At 64.4% G+C, this 18,752-nt stretch carries 17 protein-coding genes; 3 read left to right on the top strand and 14 right to left on the bottom strand.

Features of this window, described 5'->3' with window-relative positions; genetic code table 11:
• Positions 1 to 145: 145 nt before the first annotated feature.
• Both U5A65_RS11835 and U5A65_RS11830 read left to right on the top strand, forming a co-directional pair.
• Entirely contained in the window at positions 146 to 1,936 is a 1,791-nt protein-coding gene (locus U5A65_RS11835; RefSeq protein WP_321946346.1) for a nitrite/sulfite reductase, read from the top strand.
• Complete coding sequence (locus U5A65_RS11830) at positions 1,933 to 2,328, top strand: DUF934 domain-containing protein (protein ID WP_321946345.1); 396 nt, start codon at positions 1,933 to 1,935, stop codon at positions 2,326 to 2,328. The genes U5A65_RS11835 and U5A65_RS11830 overlap by 4 nt, the downstream gene beginning before the upstream one ends.
• Before the next feature lie 8 nt (positions 2,329 to 2,336).
• Here U5A65_RS11830 and scpA read toward each other — a convergent pair whose 3' ends face one another.
• From scpA to U5A65_RS11785, 9 genes are read right to left on the bottom strand one after another with little or no spacing between them, the layout of a single operon-like run.
• Positions 2,337 to 4,415: a methylmalonyl-CoA mutase gene (gene scpA, locus U5A65_RS11825; RefSeq protein ID WP_321946344.1), complete on the bottom strand. Its 2,079-nt coding sequence runs from the start codon at positions 4,413 to 4,415 to the stop codon at positions 2,337 to 2,339.
• On the bottom strand, positions 4,408 to 5,271 hold the full coding sequence (locus U5A65_RS11820) for a Pnap_2097 family protein (protein ID WP_321946343.1): 864 nt from the start codon (positions 5,269 to 5,271) through the stop codon (positions 4,408 to 4,410). The genes scpA and U5A65_RS11820 overlap by 8 nt, the downstream gene beginning before the upstream one ends.
• Entirely contained in the window at positions 5,255 to 6,538 is a 1,284-nt protein-coding gene (locus U5A65_RS11815; RefSeq protein WP_321933400.1) for an MSMEG_0569 family flavin-dependent oxidoreductase, read from the bottom strand. The genes U5A65_RS11820 and U5A65_RS11815 overlap by 17 nt, the downstream gene beginning before the upstream one ends.
• 19 nt (positions 6,539 to 6,557) lie before the next feature.
• Positions 6,558 to 6,839 (bottom strand): MSMEG_0570 family nitrogen starvation response protein, encoded by a 282-nt coding sequence (locus U5A65_RS11810; RefSeq protein ID WP_321914563.1) that lies wholly within the window; start codon positions 6,837 to 6,839, stop codon positions 6,558 to 6,560.
• Positions 6,840 to 6,861: 22 nt separating this feature from the next.
• The gene (locus tag U5A65_RS11805) at positions 6,862 to 7,878 is read right to left on the bottom strand and encodes a sll0787 family AIR synthase-like protein (protein ID WP_321933404.1); all 1,017 of its coding nucleotides are present in this window, start codon (positions 7,876 to 7,878) and stop codon (positions 6,862 to 6,864) included.
• Positions 7,875 to 8,420: an MSMEG_0567/Sll0786 family nitrogen starvation N-acetyltransferase gene (locus U5A65_RS11800; protein WP_415764642.1), complete on the bottom strand. Its 546-nt coding sequence runs from the start codon at positions 8,418 to 8,420 to the stop codon at positions 7,875 to 7,877. The genes U5A65_RS11805 and U5A65_RS11800 overlap by 4 nt, the downstream gene beginning before the upstream one ends.
• Complete coding sequence (locus U5A65_RS11795; protein WP_321946342.1) at positions 8,417 to 9,538, bottom strand: MSMEG_0568 family radical SAM protein; 1,122 nt, start codon at positions 9,536 to 9,538, stop codon at positions 8,417 to 8,419. The genes U5A65_RS11800 and U5A65_RS11795 overlap by 4 nt, the downstream gene beginning before the upstream one ends.
• Positions 9,489 to 10,514, bottom strand: coding sequence for a Nit6803 family nitrilase (locus U5A65_RS11790; protein ID WP_321914560.1), 1,026 nt, complete (start codon positions 10,512 to 10,514; stop codon positions 9,489 to 9,491). The genes U5A65_RS11795 and U5A65_RS11790 overlap by 50 nt, the downstream gene beginning before the upstream one ends.
• Before the next feature lie 18 nt (positions 10,515 to 10,532).
• Positions 10,533 to 11,015 carry an MSMEG_0572/Sll0783 family nitrogen starvation response protein gene (locus U5A65_RS11785; protein ID WP_321946341.1) on the bottom strand — a complete coding sequence of 161 codons (483 nt, stop codon included), beginning with the start codon at positions 11,013 to 11,015 and terminating at the stop codon, positions 10,533 to 10,535.
• 367 nt (positions 11,016 to 11,382) lie between these two features.
• Between U5A65_RS11785 and U5A65_RS11780 the strand changes: the two genes are divergently transcribed.
• The gene (locus tag U5A65_RS11780; RefSeq protein ID WP_321934148.1) at positions 11,383 to 12,774 is read left to right on the top strand and encodes a PLP-dependent aminotransferase family protein; all 1,392 of its coding nucleotides are present in this window, start codon (positions 11,383 to 11,385) and stop codon (positions 12,772 to 12,774) included.
• 88 nt (positions 12,775 to 12,862) lie between these two features.
• Here U5A65_RS11780 and U5A65_RS11775 read toward each other — a convergent pair whose 3' ends face one another.
• The 5 genes from U5A65_RS11775 to U5A65_RS11755 all read right to left on the bottom strand — a co-directional run bounded on the left by U5A65_RS11775 (position 12,863) and on the right by U5A65_RS11755 (position 18,698).
• On the bottom strand, positions 12,863 to 13,501 hold the full coding sequence (locus tag U5A65_RS11775; protein ID WP_321914558.1) for a hypothetical protein: 639 nt from the start codon (positions 13,499 to 13,501) through the stop codon (positions 12,863 to 12,865).
• A gap of 129 nt (positions 13,502 to 13,630) precedes the next feature.
• Entirely contained in the window at positions 13,631 to 14,590 is a 960-nt protein-coding gene (locus tag U5A65_RS11770) for a universal stress protein (RefSeq protein ID WP_321914557.1), read from the bottom strand.
• A gap of 261 nt (positions 14,591 to 14,851) precedes the next feature.
• Positions 14,852 to 16,180 carry a cytochrome c gene (locus U5A65_RS11765; RefSeq protein ID WP_321946340.1) on the bottom strand — a complete coding sequence of 443 codons (1,329 nt, stop codon included), beginning with the start codon at positions 16,178 to 16,180 and terminating at the stop codon, positions 14,852 to 14,854.
• Positions 16,181 to 16,196: 16 nt separating this feature from the next.
• Positions 16,197 to 17,972 (bottom strand): GMC family oxidoreductase, encoded by a 1,776-nt coding sequence (locus tag U5A65_RS11760; RefSeq protein ID WP_321933413.1) that lies wholly within the window; start codon positions 17,970 to 17,972, stop codon positions 16,197 to 16,199.
• A 3-nt stretch (positions 17,973 to 17,975) separates the two neighbouring features.
• The gene (locus tag U5A65_RS11755; RefSeq protein WP_321914554.1) at positions 17,976 to 18,698 is read right to left on the bottom strand and encodes a gluconate 2-dehydrogenase subunit 3 family protein; all 723 of its coding nucleotides are present in this window, start codon (positions 18,696 to 18,698) and stop codon (positions 17,976 to 17,978) included.
• Positions 18,699 to 18,752: the final 54 nt, after the last annotated feature.

Genomic DNA, 18,752 nt, shown 5'->3' with positions numbered 1-18,752 from the left:
GGCCGAACCGTGCCGTGAATGCCACGCGTATGCGCTGCATCTGCTGCGCTCATTTAGGCGTCATCTGCTCATTGAGGCGCCTCCCTCGGCGCGATAACGTCTTCCCTCCGCGTCCACCGCACGCCCAGCCTATTCGCAGCTACCTATGTATCGCTACAACGAATTCGACAAAGCCTTCGTGGCGAACCGCGCCGCACAGTTTCGCGACCAGATCGAACGCTGGCAAAGCGGCCAGCTGAGCGAGGACGCGTTTCGCCCGCTGCGCCTGCAAAACGGCTGGTACGTGCAGCGTCACGCGCCCATGCTGCGTGTCGCCGTACCGTATGGCGAGCTATCGAGCGCGCAGCTTCGCGTGCTCGCGCGGGTTGCCCGCGAGTACGATCAGCCCGAAGCCGAGGTCTACCAACGCGCCATGGAGGCCCAGCGCAAGCTCGGCACCGTGCGCCTGCCAACGCACCACGCGCACTTCACGACGCGCACCAACGTTCAGTTCAACTGGATTCCGCTGTCGAAAGCCGCCGATGTGATGGATCTGCTCGCCACGGTCGACATGCACGGCATCCAGACGAGCGGCAACTGCATCCGCAATATTTCATGCGACGAGCGCGCAGGCGTGGCGCCCGACGAGATCGCCGACCCGCGGCCCTTCGCCGAAATCATGCGGCAATGGACGACGCTGCATCCCGAGTTCGCATTCCTGCCGCGCAAGTTCAAGATCGCGGTGACGGGCGCCACGGAAGATCGCGCGGCAACAGGCTGGCACGACGTCGGGCTGCGCCTCGTGCACGATGCAAACGGCGAACTGGGCTTTCGCGTCACGGTGGGTGGCGGCATGGGGCGCACGCCGGTCATCGGCATCGTGTTGCGCGAATTCCTGCCGTGGCGGCACATCATGAACTACATCGAGGCGGTCGTTCGCGTGTACAACCAGTTCGGCCGGCGCGACAACAAATACAAGGCGCGCATCAAGATTCTCGCGAAAGCCGAGGGTCAGCGGTTCGTCGACGAAGTCGAGGAGGAGTTCCGGCAGATCGTCGAACTCGACGGCGGCCCACATACGATCCCTCAAACCGAACTGGACCGCATGCGCGCGTATTTCGTCGTGCCGGAGCAAGCAGCCGCCTGCCGCCCCGCCAACGCCGCCGCAGCCGCCGCACGCGAGGACGCGGCCCGCCAAACGCCGCAGTTCCGGCGCTGGCTCGAACGCAACGTCGCGCCGCACAAAGACCCGGCGCTGCGCATCGTCACGCTCTCGTTCAAGCGCGTGCTGCAGGCGCCAGGCGACGCTTCGGCAGACCAGCTCGAGCGCGTGGCGGATCTCGTGGCCCGCTTCTCGGCCGGCGAAGCGCGTGTGACGCACACACAGAACATCGTCCTGCCATGGGTTCATGCCGACGACCTGCTGCCGCTTTGGCGTGCGGCTGTCGACACCCAGCTCGCCAGCGCCAACGTGCATCTGCTCACCGACATGATCGCGTGCCCCGGCGGCGACTTTTGCGCGCTCGCCAACGCGCGCTCACTGCCGATCGCGCAGAGCATCATGGAGCGCTACCAGGACCTCGACGAACTGAACGACATCGGCGAGATCGATTTGCATATCAGCGGATGCATCAATTCGTGCGGCCATCATCACAGCGGCCATATCGGCATACTCGGCGTCGACAAGGACGGCGCGGAGTGGTACCAGATTACGCTCGGCGGCGCGGACGGCTCCACGCGCAGCGGCGACGCGCGGCCCGGCAAGGTCATTGGCCCGTCGTTTGCCGCGCACGAGGTGACCGACGCCGTCGAAGCGGTGATCGGCTGCTATCTGGCGCTGCGCGAGCACAGCGGCGAACGCCGCGAGACGTTCATCGAAACCGTGCGCCGGGTCGGGCTTGAACCGTTCAAGGCGGCTGCGGACACCGTTCGCGCAATCGTGGAGGACCCGGCATGAAGACCGTTGCACGCATTCGCCTGCTCGGCGCACACGACAATGCCGCCGATGCAGCCACGCCGGTCCTCGCCTTGCCAAACGACGCGGACCCACTCGCCTATGCCGCCGATATCGCCGGCGCCGCGCGGGTCGAGCTGCACTTCCCCGCCTTCACCGATGGCCGCGCGTATAGCCAGGCTTATCTCGTGCGCCGCCGGCTCGGCTTCAAGGGGGACCTGCGGGCGACGGGCGAAGTGCTCGTCGACCAGGTGCTGCAGATGGAACGCATGGGCTTTTCGAGCGCGGTGCTAGGCACGGACCTCGCCCTCGCAGACGCACAGCGTCAACTCGAACGCTTCCCGGCGTTCTATCAGGGCGATCTCCTTCGCGAAGCGCCGTACCGGGAAGCTTGAACTACGCGTCATGGCGCGCAGCAATCCTGTAGAGACGATGTCACTTCATTCAGGATTCCAATGAGATCTAGTGCGATCTGATCGAGCGGCGTGTCCGGTCCGAATATCTTCAGCACACCGCAAGTGAACAGCGATTCGTGATGCGCCTCCGGCACGATGCCGCCAAGCACCACAGGAGCGCCGCAGCCGCGCTCTCGCAACGCGCCGAGCAGCGCGGGCACCAGCGTCGCGTGCGCACCCGCGAGCGTCGAAACCCCGACGATATCGGGCTCGCGCGCGTGCGCCCAACCAGCCGCCTCGTGTGGCGTCGCAAAGAGCGGTCCGAGGCTGACTTCGAAACCTGCGTCGCCAAGCGCCGCCGCCACGACACGCGCGCCGCGATCATGGCCGTCCTGCCCTAGCTTCACGACCGCCATGCGCGGCTTGCGTCCATACGCTGCGCACCAGTGTTCGACCGCATCTTGCGCCTTGCGCCACGCGGCGTCGCGCTCGCGTGAGCCCGACCAGGCGTGAGCCTCGCAAGTGAGCGCGGCGTGCCAGCGTGGCCACACGCGCTCGAGCGCCGCGGTGCATTCGCCAACCGTCGCGCGCACGCGAATCGCGGCTATCGTCGCGGCGAGCAAATTGCCCTCGCCCGTGCGCGCGCATTGCGTAAGCGCATCGAGTGCGGTGGCCACTCGTAGCGCATCGCGGGTCGATTTCATCTGCCGCAAGCGCTCGACCTGCATCGCGCGCACCATGCGGGCGTCGACTTCGAGCCGCTCGCTCCCGGTGGCGTGCGCCTCGCGGCTATGATTCACGCCGACCACCACGCGCTCGCCCGAGTCCATCTGCGCCTGCATGCGAGCCGCGCCGCGATGCAAACGCGCCTGTACCCAGCCCGTTTCGATGGCGGCGATTACGCCGCCTTGACTATCGATTTCGGCGAGCAGCGCTTTCACGGCTTCCACCGTGCGCGCCGTGAGTGATTCGATCAAATACGAGCCACCCCATGGATCCACCACGTCGCACAGGCCCATTTCGTGCTGCAAGATCGCTTGCGTGTCGCGCGCGAGCGTAGCAGCCGCCTCGCCCGGAAGCGAAAGCGCTTCGTCCCACGCGTTCGTGTGCAACGACTGCGTGCCGCCGAACACGGCTGCCATGGCCTCCACGGTCGTACGCACGACGTTGTTCTGCGCTCGCTGCGCGTGCAGGCTCGACCCGGCGGTCTGGCAATGCATGCGCAGTTGCATCGCGCGCGGCGAGTGCACGCCGAGTGCCTGCGTGAATTCGGCCCACAACACCCGCGCCGCGCGCAGCTTGGCGATTTCGCCAAAAAAGTCTCGCCCCACAGCGAAAAAAAAGCTCAGCTGCGCGCATACGCTTTCTGCATCGGCCCCTTGTTCGATCAGCCGCCGGACGTATTCGCGCGCGTTGGCGAGCGTGAGCGCAAGTTCGAGCACGCCATCCGCGCCCGCTTCGTGCAGGTGATACCCGGAAATCGACATCGCGTTGAAATGAGGCAAATGCGCGAGCAGGTAGTGCACCACGTCGGTCGCAATCCGCAACGAGGGCTCGGGCGCAAAGATATACGCGTTGCGCGCCATGAACTCCTTGAGAATGTCGTTCTGGATCGTGCCGCGCAGTTGCGCCACGTCGAGGCCCGACTCCTCGGCCGCGACAATGAAAGCGGCGAGCACGGGCAGCACCGCCCCGCTCATCGTCATCGATACGGAGACTTCGTCGAGCGCCACGCCGTCGAAGAGCCGCTTCATGTCCTCCACGGTGTCGATCGCAACGCCCGCCATGCCCACCTCGGCGGCTGCGCGCTCATGGTCCGAGTCGTAGCCGCGATGCGTGGGCAAATCAAACGCGACTGACAAACCCTTCGCGCCACTTTCGAGCGCCGCCCGGTACGCGAGATTCGAGGTGGCGGCGTCGGCGTAGCCCGCGTACTGGCGAATAGTCCATGGGCGCTGCGTGTACATCGTCGCGTGTATGCCGCGCTGGAACGGAGACTCGCCAGGACGCGCGTCGAGCCACGGCACGTCGGCTAGATCGGTCTGCGTATAGAGCGCCTTGCGCGGCGCGATAGCGGCTTCATTCATGCGACCACCGTTTATGTGTGACGACGTCGGCAATGCGCACACCATCCGCCGCGCGCGAAATGGCGCACCAGTGCGAGAGCCCGTCGTGGCCCGCATGGCGCGCGCCGAACGACAGCGTGAGCCGGTCGCCGACATTCGCGTTGCCATAGAACGCCATGTCGCGCTCGACGAGGGTGGGCGGCGCGGAATGCGGCGCGGACCGCCAATGCCATTCGGCACGCTCGACCATCGACTGGAAGCTCGCGAAATACAGCAGATGCGCGCCATTGAAATCGAGCGAGGGACAAGGCAGATAGTCGACCCCATGTTCGACCGCATGCGCCGCGCGATCGAGACGGCCATGCCGCGTCCAGTCGCCCGAGCGCAGCCGCTTTACTTGCGCGATCAGTTCATGCGCGGCGGCGGGCGTCGCCGGTGCGGGCGCACCAGCGAACATCGCTTTGCATACCGAACGGTTGTCGCCGGCCTGCTCGCGCCGCACGAACGTAGACATCATCTCGACTTTCGCAATCGCGCTCTCGGTGGTGAAAACGCGAAACTGGCCGAAGTGGCGCGCGCCCGCAATCCGTTTCACATCCGCTTCGATCGCGAAGCGCTGGTTCTCGCTCACGTCTTCGAGGCGCGCTTCGCACACGCGAATTGCCGTGAAGGCCGCATACGATTTGCGGCCTTCGTCGTCGTAGAAGTCCGGCGTGTTCAGTTGCGCCTGTGCCGCCAGCGCGTTCCAGTGCAGTTGCCCGCATGTGCGCAGGAGCCACTGCTCGGAGAGCCCTGCGAACGCCAGCTCCGGCATGCCCGCGACGTAATGCGTGCGGGTTTGCGCGGGCACACGCTCGCTGTCACGCCGCGCGCGCATCGAGCCTCGCAGGCGCTGAAATGCAGTCGGCCAGATACGCGGCGTCGCGCGCGATGCCCGAGAAGCGCCCCGAGCCCCATGTATGCAGCCACGGCAGGCCCAGAAAATAGAGCCCCTCCTGCACCGTCACGCCGCGCGCGTGGCCCGGATAGCCGCGCCCGTTGAAGACCGGCAGATCGATCCAGCCGAAGTCGGGCTGAAAGCCGATGCACCAGATAATGCTGCCGATGCCGCTCGCGGCGAGATCGAGCGACGTGCGCTCCTGCTGCGGCGTCCAGACCGGACGATACGGTTCGCCCGGCGGCGCGTCGATACCGTTCTGCACGATGAAGCGATCGATCGATGTGTTGATGCGATTGTACGTGTCGTCGGCGCTGTCGAGATTGGCGCGCAGATTCCCTTTGAAGCGCAACTTGCCGTCGGCGAAATCCTCGAGCACGCCGTACAGTTCCATGCCTTCGCTCGCGAACCTGCGCAGGTCGATATCGCGCCCGCCGTCGCGGCCCGTGACGTAGTGATTCGTGTTGTCACGCACGCCTTCGCGCAGCGGATGTTCTTCGACCGGCATGTCGTAGTACTTCATATCGGCGAGCCAGTCGACCACGTCGCGGCCGCGATAGAAGCGTGCGCAGCGCGGCGCTTCGCCGACCGCGAGCACGACCTTGCGCCCCGCGAGATGCAGGTCTTCGGCGATCTGCGCGCCCGACTGCCCCGAGCCGACCACGAGCACCGCGCCCTCGGGCAACGCCGCCGGATTGCGATACTCCGACGATTGCATCTGCACGATTGAAGCGGGAAGCCGCTCGGCCATGCGCGGCACGATCGGTGTGTGATAGCCGCCCGAGGCGATCACGACCTGGTCCGCGCTCAATGCCCCCTCGCTGGTCTGCACGAGAAAGCCGCCGTTGGGCCGCTTCGACACGCGCGTGACGGCCACGCCTTCGCGCACCGGGGCATCGACATGGCGTATGAAGCCGTCGAGCCACGCGATGATTTCGTCCTTCTTCATGAAGCCGTGCGGTTCGTCGCCGCGATACGGGTAGCCCGGCAGCGCACATTGCCAGTTCGGCGTGACAAGCGAGAACGCGTCCCAGCGCTGTTCGCGCCACGTATGCGTGACAGTGCGCTTTTCGAGCACGACGTGGTCGATGCCGCGTTGCTTGAGGTAGTAGCTCATCGACAGGCCGGCCTGGCCGCCGCCGATGACCGCCACGCTGAAATGCGCTTCGGGAACCGGCGGGTTGGCCGCGTTCGTCTGGGTGGACATGCGAATCTCCTTGATAGGTTCAGTCGACGCTCACGACGGTCACCTGGGCCGCCGGCTGCGAACGGAATGGCTGTGCAGCGAGTTCGATCGCGGCCCACTGGTCTTGCGCCGACGAACACGCGTAGCCGAACTTCTCGCGCACGCGCTCGGACGCCGCGCACAGCGCGTCGTGCGCCCTGGCGAGAAAAAGCTCGAGCGGGTAGACGCCGGGCTGCAGATGCTCGCGCACGATGGTCGAGGGGGAATAACAGCGCGCTTCGTGGCCGTCGGGCCAGCGCACCACGAAATGGGTAACAGGCATGGTTGCTCTCCGGGAGGGGCGCTCAGGTAGACGTGCAAACGGTTGGCTGCTCGAACGCGCGCGTCGCGCGCCGGTCGGCGGGCACGATGAACGGCTGCGCGTCGAGACGCCAGACGCTGCGCGTTGCGCCGCCGAGTTGCAGGTCGATGGACGGGTCGCCGTGAATTTCGCCGATCTGCGCACACGCGATGTCGCGCGCCTGAAAACGCGCGATGACCGCATCGACATGCTCGTCCCGTACGCTCAGCAAATAGCCGAAGCTCGGGAAAATCTCGAGCCAGCGCGCAAGCGGCACGTCCGCAGGCTTGGGCAATCGATCGAGATCGATGCGTACACCCACACGCGAGCACTCGGCCAGCATCATTGCCGTTCCCGCGATGCCCGCCATGCTGATGTCCTTCGCAGCCCCGCAGAGCCCGCTTTCTGCAAGCTCCGCGAGCACCGCCAGGTCGCCGCGCAAACGGTGTGCGGGCGCTTCGGTCGCGGCATTCCAGTACGGATACGGCTCCACGAACGCGCCGCGCAAGTCCACGGCCATGAGCAGCTTCTCGCCGGCCCGGGCCGCAAAGCTCGAAAGCAGATGCTTCGCACGACCGACGATTGCCACCGCGAGTTGCGTGCGCTCGCTGCGCGCGTTGCTATGGCCGCCCACGATCGGCACGCCCAGTTGCCGCGACGCCGCCGCCATGCCTTCGAGCACCGGCGCGGCGGGTTCTACGCCATCGCTCCAGATCACATCGACGACAGCAATCGGCCGGCCGCCCATCGCGCATACGTCGCTCACGTTCACGAGCACCGAGCAGTAACCCGCGAACCACGGCATCGCCTCGATCAGGTCGCTCACCATGCCTTCGGCGGCGAAGAGCAGATACCCGTCGCCGTCGGGTATCGCGGCGCAGTCGTCGCCTGCGGCCATCATCGCGGAGTCTGCGTTGTCCTTGCTACCTGCGTCGAGCACGGCCAGCACAGGCGCGATATCGGATTTGTGCGCAACGCCGCGGCCCACGCGCAGTTTCGCAACGAGTTCGTCGAGCGTCATGCCGCCCTCCGCTGATCGATAACGAAGCCGTCGAAAGGCGTGGCGCAAGGCGGATAGTGGGCGAGATCGGCGCGCATGACGTGATGCGCGCGCCCGAAGACCATCGCCTCTTCGACCGTGTGCCAGTGCAGACGGCGAAAGAGCGGCGCATTCTGCGCCTGAACGTGCGCGAGGAACGTCTCGCAGCCGAACGCATGAGCGCTGCTCACGGCAAGACGGATCAAGGTTGCGCCAATGCGGCCGTGACGCCGGTATGGCGCGCTCACCGCGAGGCGCGAGCCGTACCATGCCGCTTCCGTCGCGTGGTCGCGATGAATGCGTACTGTGCCGACCACCTGCGGCGACTCGCCGTGCGGATTGACAACGGCCACGAGCAGTTGCGCGTGTGCGTCGATCTCATCACGATCGTCGTGCGCGAAGATGCCCTGCTCCTCGCAGAACACGGCGCGGCGAATGGCAAATGCGGCTTCGCGCTCCCATGCGTAACGCGCCCAGCGCACGACCATGAGCTCGTCCCCGGCACCAGGATGCATCGCGTTCATGCCGCCACCTTTTCGAACGAAGAGAGCGAAGAACACGCGCCGCATTTTCCGCAGCCTGCCTTGATATCGGCCGCGCGCAAGCCCGCCTCGCGCACCATCGCGCCGAGTGGCGCGAGTATCGAGCGCATGAATTCCGGTGTGGGCGGCGCATGATCTTCGAGCGGCGTGCCGGAGATGGGCACGAACGGCACGACGAACGGATACACGCCGATCTGCAGCAGTTGCTGCGCCATCTCGAGCACACGCTCGGGCGAATCGCCGAGGCCAGCGAGAATATAGGTGCTCACCTGGCCGCGCCCGAACACCTCGACCGCCGCTTCGAACGCCGACATGTAGCGGCTCACCGGCACCGCCGCCTTGCCCGGCATGATGCGCGCGCGCTCGGCCTCCCCCAGCACTTCCAAATGCATACCGAGCGTATCGATGCCCGCCTCGCGCATGCGCGCGAACCACGCATCGTCGTCGGGCGGCTCGCATTGCGCCTGAATGGGCAGGTCGACTGCGTGCCGGATCGCACGCGCGCTGTCGCACAGAATGGCCGCGCCGCGATCGGGCGTGGGCGGCGTGCCAGTCGTGAGCACCATGTGCTTCACGTTGTCGAGCAGCACGGCCGCGCGCGCCACTTCGGCCAATTGTTGCGGCGTCTTGTGCGCGACCGTGCGCCCCGCGGCAAGCGACTGGCCAATCGCGCAGAACTTGCACGCCTTCTTGCGGCTCTCGTAGCGAATACAGGTTTGCAGCACCGTGGTGGCAAGCACATCCGTGCCGTGCAGCGTGGCAATGTGCGAATACGGCACGCCGTCGAGCGTTTGCAGCTTGTAAAAGCGCGGCTGCTTTGCGAACGCGATCTGCGCGATCGGGATGCTGCCGCGCGTGAGCACGCTCACGCCGTTGGCGTCGGGCGCATTCGCGACGAACGCGGACTGATGCGCGCCGTGCGTATGCACGGGCACCATCAGCGTGACGCCGTCGATGACTACGGCCTTGTGATCGGACGGCCCCGCGCCGCCACGCCTCGACAGCCCCTCGTGATCGGGCGCGGCAAGGCGCAGGCCGCTCGACTGCAGCTCAGTCAAGAGTTGCAGGCTCGATTCCGGGAAATTGACGCTGGCATTCATCGTGGGAACTCCATGAAGCGGTGACGGGCGTGTCGTCGAAAGAGAAAACCGGCGTGGCGGGCCGCTCGTTGATCGCGAGACTCAGCAGTTCGGGCCGCGCGTAGTGGCCAACCGAATCCATCATCCGTTTGCGCTTGGTGATGAGCGCCATGTCGAGATCGGCGATCACCATGCCCTCGCCTTCGCGCAGCGGCGCGGCCAGATGCTGGCCCTCGGGTGAAACGATCGCCGCGTTGCAGCCGCCGCGCAGCGCCTTTTGCAACTTCGGGTCGCTCGTGACGGAGGTGATTTGCGCGTCGGTCAGCCATCCCGTTGCGTTCACAACAAAACAGCCCGATTCGAGCGCGTGATGACGGATTGTCACTTCGATCTGCTCGGCAAAGATCGGCCCGACGAGCGAACCCGGAAACTGGCTGCAATGAATCTCTTCGTGCTGCGTCATCAGCGCGTAGCGCGCGAGCGGGTTGTAGTGCTCCCAGCAGGCGAGCGCGCCCACGCGGCCCACGGCCGTGTGCGCGACCTTCAGGCCGGCTGCGTCGCCCTGCCCCCAGATCATGCGTTCATGGAACGTGGGCGTGAGCTTGCGCCGCTTCACCTTGATCTGGCCGTCCGTATCGAAGATCAACTGTGTGTTGTAGAGGCTGCCGTGATCGCGCTCGTTCACGCCGAGCACGATCACCATGCCGTGCTCGCGCGCGAGCGCGCCGATGGTTTCCGTCACGGGGCCGGGTATCGTCACCGCCTGCTCGTACAGCCGCAAATGTTCCGCGCCCGACTGCACCGGCGGCAGCACGAACGAAAAGTACGGGTAGTACGGCAGAAACGTTTCGGGAAACACGGCTAGCTGCACGCCCTCGCGCGCGGCGCTGACAATCGCGTCGCCAACACGCGAGAGCGTGCCCGTGCACGATTCGAGATCCGGCGCGATCTGCACGGCGGCAGCGCGAACGATGCGCTTTGTGGATGTGGTCGACATGGCGATACCCGTGCGAAATCAAACCGTCCAGGTGTCGATCACGAGCGCGTTCGACTTGCGATGCAGCAGCTTCAAGTCGAGCACGTCGAGCGGATTGATGGCCCGCACGCCTTCGATCAGCGCGGCTTCGGTCTGGCCGTAAAGCGCTTGCAGCGCGAAGCGGCACGCGTAGACCTTGCCGGCTTCCGCCATGAACTTCATCAGCTGGTTGTTGAAGTTCAGATGGCCCGGAAAGGCTTCGGCCCCGAGCGTCGGGAAGCCGCGCTGCACGCCGAGCATCACGCCCGGGCCGTAGAGCAGGATCGACGTTTCAAAGCCTTTGCGCTGCAGGCGTGTGGCCTGGAGCATGTTGACGAAGCCGATGGAACCTTCGAACGCGACGGTATGGAACGTGACGAGCGCTTTCTCGCCGCGTTCTGCCTTGACGTCCTCGAAGACCTTCTCTTCGTAGTCGACGAGGTAGTCACCGGTCTTGTGGGCGGGCGTGGTGATGGCGGGCATTATGACTCCGTTCAGTGATTGGGGACTGTGGCCGACCGGTGGCCGGCGTCTCTCATTTCGCAACGGATATGCCATCAAGTGGCACGCGCCATGCGATCAATTGCCAATCAATGCCGCGTGCCGCGATTGATCCAGGTGATTTTTTCTCGCGAGGCGCGAGCGAGGCCTGCGTGGACGATGTGGCCCGTCATCCGCGCAGCACCGGGTTCGCCCCGGCACTGGGCAACACGCATGCAATTCAGGTGCATGCATGCATCATTTCGGATCATTAGATGCGATCACCTGCGATCAATTGTTTTATTTTTCGCCGCGCATTCTCACTAGAATGAATCAGCCCATTATCGAAGGCGCTTTCGCGCAACGCCCCATGTCGAACGTCACCGCCCACTGGCTCAAACGGCTTGCCGAAAGCGACAAGCCCGTTTATCAGACCATTCCCGATCTCATCGAAGAAGACGTCGCGAGCGGCCGCCTGCGGCCGCGCGACCGACTGCCGGCGCTGCGCGATCTCTCCGACGCGCTCAAGATCAACTACACCACGCTCGCGCGCGGCTATGCCGAAGCGCGCAAACGGGGCTTGATCGATTCGCGCGCGGGCAGCGGTTCATACGTGCGCGGAAGGCCGCCCGCGGTCCCGCTTCGCGCAGGCACCGCGCTGGAAATGACCATGAACATGCCGCCCGAACCGGCGGAATTGACTGCGCTGCTCGCGGAATCGGCGGCGCAGATCATCGGCACGGCCGACCCGTGGTCGATGCTGCGTTATCAGGATTTTGGCGGCTCGCAGTACGAGCGCAGCATGGCGAGCCAGTGGCTGCGTCACACGCTGCCTTCGCATCGCACAGACGCGCTGCTGGTCTGCCCCGGCATACACAACGCGCTGGTCGCTTTGCTGCTCAGGCTCGTCAAGCCAGGCGAAGCGATCTGCACCGATTGCCTCGCGTACCCCGGTTTGAAGGTGATCGCGAATCAGCTTGGCATGCCGCTCGCGCCGTTGCCGCGCGACGACGAGGGCCTCAACGCCACAGCGTTCGAAGCGCTCTGCAAGACGCGCAAGCCCGGCGTGCTCTACTGCAATCCCACGCTGCAGAATCCGACCACGCGCACGCTCTCGCAAACCCGCCGCGAGCATATTGCCGATATCGCGCTTCGCTACAACGTGCCCATCATCGAGGACGACGCCTACGGCATGCTTTGCGAAACGCCGCCCGTCGCGCTCGCCACGCTCGCGCCCGAACTCACCTACTACGTGACGGGCATGTCCAAGTGCTTCGGCGCGGGCTTGCGCGTGGCCTTTGTCGTCGCGCCGGGCGCGCGTCATGCGGAGCGCCTTTCCGGCGCGCTGCGCGCGACCACCGTGATGGCGAGTCCGTATATGTCGAATCTCGCAGCGCGCTGGATCGAGAACGGCGTTGCACAGCAGATGCTAGAGGCCATTCGCAATGAGTGCGCGGTACGCCAGCATATTGCGGCACAGGTCTTTGCCGCGCGCGAAATCGAAGCGTCCAGCGACTGCTTTCATCTTTGGCTCACGGTGCCTTCGGAAACGGGCTGGAGCGCGTCGGAACTCGCATCGCATCTGCGCACGAAACAGATTGGCGTGGTCTCCGGCGCCGCATTCAGTACCGATGGCAATCCGCCCAATGCCGTGCGCATCTGCCTGGGCGGGCCAGGCGACGCAAGCGCGATGGAAGAGTCGCTGCACCTCGTGGCGGACATGCTCGATCATCCCGACCATCTGCATTCGCCCATGCTTTGAAGCGAGGCTTGTCCCGTGAGGGGCCAGTGCAGAATGTCCTGACGCAATGTTTACTTTCCTGCCAAGCTGTTACTCCTGATTGCCTCTTTCAGAAATCTGCAGAACCCTCGTCTCTTCTGCCCGACTGCTTGATCGGTCGTCGCCATCTCAACTTGCGCTGCTCTATCAGCATCTTCCAGTCGAGTTTCATGAACGCGTAGACCGACGCCAGCAGTGCCAGTTGCGAGAGCGCGAAGCCGATTCCAAGATACTGCCCGTCGAGCAGGGCTTCAGGATCGACGACCTCCGATGCAAACCGTCCGAGACGAGCCCAGATCACGTAGCTCACCGTGCGCCCTGCGAAAAACGCTGCGCCGATAAACCTGAGAGGCAAGCCCGACAGCCCGTAAGCGATGAACAGATAGTTGGACGGAAACGGGCTAAGCGCATAGAGCACAAAGGCTCCGGCCGTTTTCTTCTTATGCTTCTTGAGCCACGCGCTGACCACGTCTATGTTTTGTCGATCCGCCTCGCGAATCCAGCGCCTTCTTACCAGTGAACGAGAGAAGCCGGCCAGCGCGAGTCGACCGAGCGTCGCCGCACTGGCCGCTACAAGGGCAAAGAGCAGCGGGCTGCCCTCGCGAACATTGAAGCCGACCCACGACATGGCCATCCACGTTGGCGGCGCAAACGCCGGCATGAGATTGATGAGCAACACAATCAGAAACAGGATCGCGAGGGTCTTCACGCCGCTCCTCCATGAGCGCACTTGCGCACGCTTCGGGCTTCGGCAACTTCGCCGGCACCGAACTCCGTTTGCTGTTGCGACAGTCTCCGACGTGCGCCGCCGACCGGCGAAATGCGTCCTGCCGCGGGATTAACCGGCCGATTCCGGTACGAGTAGCAGCGGCACCGCGCTCAAGCGCACCTCCCGTTCCGCGACGCTGCCGAGCAGCCAGCGCGTGAGACCGCGGCGCCCGTGCGTTCCCAGTACCACGAGCTGCGCCTTCCAGTGCCGCGCCTCCCGGTCGATCGTGTGAGGCACGTCATCATACGTATTCCTCGTCTTGATGAGCGCCGTCTCCACCACCCATTCCTTTTGCTGGCCGTGCGCGGCAAGCTCGTCTGCGGCCGCCTTGACGGCAATATGCCCGCTCTCGGTCAGCACGGTTTCGAGTTGTCTTTCGAAGGGCCCTGTCCCGGATGCGAGTAGCCGGTCAACAACGTAAATGACGCGGCAATCCGCCCGCGGCGCGACCAGCCGGGCACCCACACGCAAAGCGGCCACGGACGCGGCGCTCCCGTCGGTCGCAAAAAGAACCCGGGACGGCAACGCGTCCGACCCGGCCTCATGGCCGACCGGCACGATCAGGACTGGCCATTGAAGCAGCCGGGCAAGCGGTGCGGAAACCTCGCCTTCCACCCAGCGCAACAGCGCCCGGTGATGCCGCGTGCCGAGGACAACAAGGTCGGGGGACCATTGCGACATCGCTTCGGCGAGCGCGTGTACGAGGTCTCCCCCTTCCTTGCAAAGGTCGATCAGTTGCGTCTCCAGCTGAGATCCGCAGCCATCCAGCGCGGATCGTGCCGCCTCAATCGCCTCCCCGGCATCACGCCGTAGCTCCTCTCGCGCAGCCTCGAGCCGCGACCCAACCCACGCTCCGAGTGGCACGAGCGTGCGTGGATTCTCGGCGACGGAAACGATGCACAACGTTGTGCCGGGATGCAGGAGCCGCCTCAGATACCCGATTGCCGCGGCCGAGGCCGGGGTGGAATCGACGGCGACCATGATCCTCGCGAAGGGCACGGAAGCATTCGTGGCAGATTGCTGGGTCATTTCGCACCTCGCGGTCAATGACGAAATATCATCCCCTACGGTACTTGGGGTAACGCGCTGACGTTTGATGCAGATCATCCTGCTTTGCGCTTGAACGATCAAGGTGAGCCGTAGTAATAGGGCACGGAGAATCCGTTTCGCAGGCTGCCCCCCATGGCAGAAGCTATTCGTTTGCAGTGCCCCCTGGCTTGCAAGCGGCGAGGCGGTGCTCAGCCTTCCTCGCCTACGAACAAACGGTTGACAACGGTTGACCACACAGCGCTACGGATTCTCGGCTCGTGACGGTTGAGCGGCAGCCCCGGACGACTTGCGTACTTTGGCGACCTGCTCGGCTGTTACTGGCGAAGCATGATTTCCCCAGCTCGCACAGACGAACGTCAGTACATCTGCGACGTCACGGTCCGTCAGTCGCGCGTCGAATCCGGGCATGGCGTAGTGCGTCGGACCCGCCTTGGTCCACGGCATTTCTCCGCCTTGCAGCACGATGTGGATCAGCGAGGTCGGATCGTCCGTGTTCACGACCGTCGACAGTGCCAACGTCGGGAACGTGCTCTCGTAGCCGCTGCCGCTCGTACGGTGGCACGCCGCGCAGTTGTCGACGAACGTCAGCGCACCGTTGCTGCGGTCAGTGCCGGCGCGCAACGCGTTGGCCGAGGCAGGATCAGCCGCGAGTGTGCTACCCGATGTGTTGGCCGGCGCGAGCGTTTTGAGGTACGCGGCGATCGCAGCAAGGTCCTGATCACTCATATGCTGCGTGCTGTTCTGCACGACTTCCGCCATCCCGCCGAACGCCGCCGAATGCGCCGTGCGTCCGCTCTTCAGGAACGCGACGATGTCAGCTTCGCTCCAGTTCCCAAGGCCATCCTTGCGATCGCCACGCAGATTCTTCGCGAGATAGCCGTCGACCACGCCGCCCGACAGGAACAGGTTGCCGTCATCGGTCAGCGACTTCTCCTCCAGGCCATACCCTCTGGGCGTGTGGCACGCGCTGCAGTGCGCGAGGCCTTCCACGAGATAGCGGCCACGCGCAACCGGGTCGTTCGACAGCGGGCTGTCGTCGCTCGCGACTTCCGGTGCAAATGCCCCGCGCCAGAAGCGCAACGGCCAGCGCATCGAGAGCGGCCACGGAATGTCGGACGCACGATTGCCCTGCGAGACCGGCTCGACCCCATGCATGAAATACGCGTACAGCGCTTTCACATCCGAAGGTTTGATCTTTGCATACGAGACGTACGGCATGGCTGGGTACAGCGTCGAACCATCCTTCGCGACACCGTGGCGCACGGCGCGATCGAAGTCGTCGAGCGTGTAGGTGCCAATGCCGGTAGCCTTGTCGGGCGTGATGTTGGTCGAGTAGATCGTGCCGATCGGCGATGCGATGCCAAGACCGCCCGCGAATGGCTTGCCGCCCTTCGCCGTGTGGCAGGCAATACAGTCGCCTGCGGCTGCGAGGTAGCGGCCCTTCTGGATCAGCTGTGCGTCGGCGGCGGTTGGCGCGGCTGCAGCCACGGCCTGCGCGGATACACCGGCACTCGCTGCAGTCGTCACAAAAGCAACCGTACAGGCCATGGCAAACGTAATCTTTTTCATGATGTTTGCCCGCTCCTTATGCCTGCACCAGCGCAGCCGGGTTCTTCAGGTACTGCTCGCGAATCGCCTTGGCCGAGTGATACGCGAGTGCCGCGACAATGCCCGTCGGGTTATAGCCCATGTTCTGCGGGAACGCCGAGGCGCCCATGACGAACACGTTGGGCACGTCCCAGCTTTGCAGATACTTGTTGACGACGCTCGTCGCGGGCGATGCGCCCATCACAGCGCCGCCCGTGGTATGCGTCGACTGGTACACGCGCGTGTCGTAGTGCTGCCCTTTCTTGCGGATCGCGCGGAAATACTTCTCGGGATTCATCGCCTTCGCGACTTCTTCCATGCGCGTGCCGACGTAGTCGAGCATCGCGTACTCGTTGTCGTGCCAATCGAACGTCATGCGCAGCAGCGGCAAACCGTACGCATCGCGATAGGTCGGATCAAGGTCGAGGTAGGCATCGCGATACGGCATCACGGAACCCGAAATGCCGATCGTCATGTAACGCTGGTACGCATCCGAAATGCCGGCTTTCCATCCGCTGCCCCAGGTCGGCGTGCCCGGTACGGTCGCGGCCTGCTTGATCGGGCGGCCACCCGTGCGAATGTGACGCACGCTCGCGCCGCCGAGAAAGCCGAGTGGACCATGGTCGAACTGATCGCCGTTGAGATCGTCCATGCCCACGCCGCCCGCGCCACTGCCGATGAACGGATTGAGCTGCGTACCCTTCGGCAGAAGCACGTTGATGCCGCCGTTCATCTGATACGCGTAGTTGCGCCCCACCACGCCTTCACCCGTTTTCGGGTCGTACGGCTTGCCGATGCCCGAGAGCAGCAACAAGCGCACGTTGTGCATCTGGAACGCGGCGACGATGACCATATCCGCGGGCTGTTCGACTTCGCGTCCTTGCGCGTCGATGTAGGTGACGCCGGTCGCGCGCTTCTTGTCCGGCGAAAGCATGACCTTCGTGACGTACGATTTGGTGCGCAGCTCGAAATTGGGCTTCTTGAGCAGCACCGGCAAAATGGTGGTCTGCGGCGACGCCTTCGAGTACATGTAGCAGCCAAAGTCTTCGCAGAAGCCGCAGAAGTTGCACGGGCCAAGCCGCACGCCATACGGGTTCGTGTACGGCGCCGACGCGTTCGCCGCAGGCGCATCGTATGGATGAAAACCCACTTCGCGCGCGGCCTTTTCAAAGAGCGTGGCCCCGAGGCCGTTCTTCAGCGGCGGGGTTGGAAACTCGCTGCTGCGACGGCCTTCGAGCGGATTGCCGCCCGCCTGGATCTGACCGTTGAGATTGCCCGCCTTTCCAGACGTGCCGAACACTTTCTCCGCGAAATCGAAGAACGGCTCCATCTCGTCATAAGTGACGCCGAAGTCCTGAACCTGCATGCCTTCGGGAATGAACTTCTTGCCGTAGCGCTCTTCATAGCGCGTGCGCAACTCCAGTTCTTCGGGCAGCATCCGGTAGTGCATGCCGTTCCAGTGAAAACCGGCGCCGCCCACGCCATTGCCGAGCAAAAACGACGCGTGTTGACGGTACGGCACCGCGAGATCGTCAACGCCGTGCCGGATGGTCACGGTTTCCGTCGACAGATCCTGGAAAAGCGCGCCCCGCACGCCATATTTGAGTTCGTCGACGACTTTGGGATAGTTCGCATCGGTCGGCGTGTCGCGCATCGCGCCGCGTTCGAGCGCGACTACGTTCAAACCCGCATCGGTGAGTTCTTGCGCGAGAATCGCGCCGGTCCAGCCAAAACCTGCGATGACACAATCGACCTTGTTCTTCTTGATCGCCACTGCTTACCCCCGCCTGCCATTGATCGACACCGGACCGTACGGGTACTTCACGCCCGGTTGATCGATCCAGTCCATAAAGTCCGCGCGCGCGCCCGGAAAGCCGACCATCTTCCAGCCGGCCATGTCCTTGTTGCCGCCGTAGATCGGATCGGCAAGGAAGCCTTCCTTGGTGTTGCCCAGCAGGAACGAGAAGAAGGTGCGCGAGGGCACGGTTTCAAACGCGAGCTTGCCGTGCTCCATGTCGTGCAGCACCGCTTCCTGCGCCGCCACGTCGAGTTCGGCGAAGGTCTTGCCGCCATGGTTCCTGGCACAGTACGCATCGCAGGCCTGGATGCCGTGACGGTAGACGTCACGCGGCGCGAGGTTGATCTGGTAGCCCATTTCCGGCACGGCGTCGGGATGGAACGGCCCCTGCATGTACCAGAGCTTGCCGTGGCCATACGGCATTTCCATCTGGCGATCGATGTATTCGGGCACGCCGGCCTTCACGGCACCTGGGCCGTGTTCATCTTCGGGAATCAAACGGTCCACGGCTGCATGCAGAAATTTCCATTCCGCAGCCGTGAAATACGTGGGCTGGTAGTTTTCGCTGGCGGTCGCAGCGGGGGACGCATTGCTGCTGCAGGCACTTTGAGTGAGCGTTGCACCCGACGCGACCGTTGCGGCGGGCACGATGGCCAGCACCTGCCGCAGGAAGCGGCGGCGCGGCTCCTGTTCTTGGGACATGGGATTTTTTCTCTGTTGAATAATTATGTTTTTACTTAATTATATGCGGCGCTT

The sequence above is a fragment of the Paraburkholderia sp. J10-1 genome, assembly GCF_905220165.1.
Lineage (GTDB): Bacteria > Pseudomonadota > Gammaproteobacteria > Burkholderiales > Burkholderiaceae > Paraburkholderia.
This window is presented reverse-complemented; position numbering and strand designations above follow the sequence as displayed.

What these genes read in the sequence shown, in the direction of transcription:
- U5A65_RS11770 (WP_321914557.1), bottom strand. Translation starts at nt 14,590, where the DNA reads ATGACCCAGCAATCTGCCACGAATGCTTCCGTGCCCTTCGCGAGGATC.
- U5A65_RS11765 (WP_321946340.1), bottom strand. Translation starts at nt 16,180, where the DNA reads ATGAAAAAGATTACGTTTGCCATGGCCTGTACGGTTGCTTTTGTGACG.
- U5A65_RS11835 (WP_321946346.1), top strand. Translation starts at nt 146, where the DNA reads ATGTATCGCTACAACGAATTCGACAAAGCCTTCGTGGCGAACCGCGCC.
- U5A65_RS11755 (WP_321914554.1), bottom strand. Translation starts at nt 18,698, where the DNA reads ATGTCCCAAGAACAGGAGCCGCGCCGCCGCTTCCTGCGGCAGGTGCTG.
- U5A65_RS11830 (WP_321946345.1), top strand. Translation starts at nt 1,933, where the DNA reads ATGAAGACCGTTGCACGCATTCGCCTGCTCGGCGCACACGACAATGCC.
- U5A65_RS11780 (WP_321934148.1), top strand. Translation starts at nt 11,383, where the DNA reads ATGTCGAACGTCACCGCCCACTGGCTCAAACGGCTTGCCGAAAGCGAC.
- U5A65_RS11820 (WP_321946343.1), bottom strand. Translation starts at nt 5,271, where the DNA reads ATGCGCGCGCGGCGTGACAGCGAGCGTGTGCCCGCGCAAACCCGCACG.
- U5A65_RS11790 (WP_321914560.1), bottom strand. Translation starts at nt 10,514, where the DNA reads ATGTCGACCACATCCACAAAGCGCATCGTTCGCGCTGCCGCCGTGCAG.
- U5A65_RS11805 (WP_321933404.1), bottom strand. Translation starts at nt 7,878, where the DNA reads ATGACGCTCGACGAACTCGTTGCGAAACTGCGCGTGGGCCGCGGCGTT.
- U5A65_RS11810 (WP_321914563.1), bottom strand. Translation starts at nt 6,839, where the DNA reads ATGCCTGTTACCCATTTCGTGGTGCGCTGGCCCGACGGCCACGAAGCG.
- U5A65_RS11800 (WP_415764642.1), bottom strand. Translation starts at nt 8,420, where the DNA reads ATGAACGCGATGCATCCTGGTGCCGGGGACGAGCTCATGGTCGTGCGC.
- U5A65_RS11785 (WP_321946341.1), bottom strand. Translation starts at nt 11,015, where the DNA reads ATGCCCGCCATCACCACGCCCGCCCACAAGACCGGTGACTACCTCGTC.
- U5A65_RS11815 (WP_321933400.1), bottom strand. Translation starts at nt 6,538, where the DNA reads ATGTCCACCCAGACGAACGCGGCCAACCCGCCGGTTCCCGAAGCGCAT.
- U5A65_RS11795 (WP_321946342.1), bottom strand. Translation starts at nt 9,538, where the DNA reads ATGAATGCCAGCGTCAATTTCCCGGAATCGAGCCTGCAACTCTTGACT.
- scpA (WP_321946344.1), bottom strand. Translation starts at nt 4,415, where the DNA reads ATGAATGAAGCCGCTATCGCGCCGCGCAAGGCGCTCTATACGCAGACC.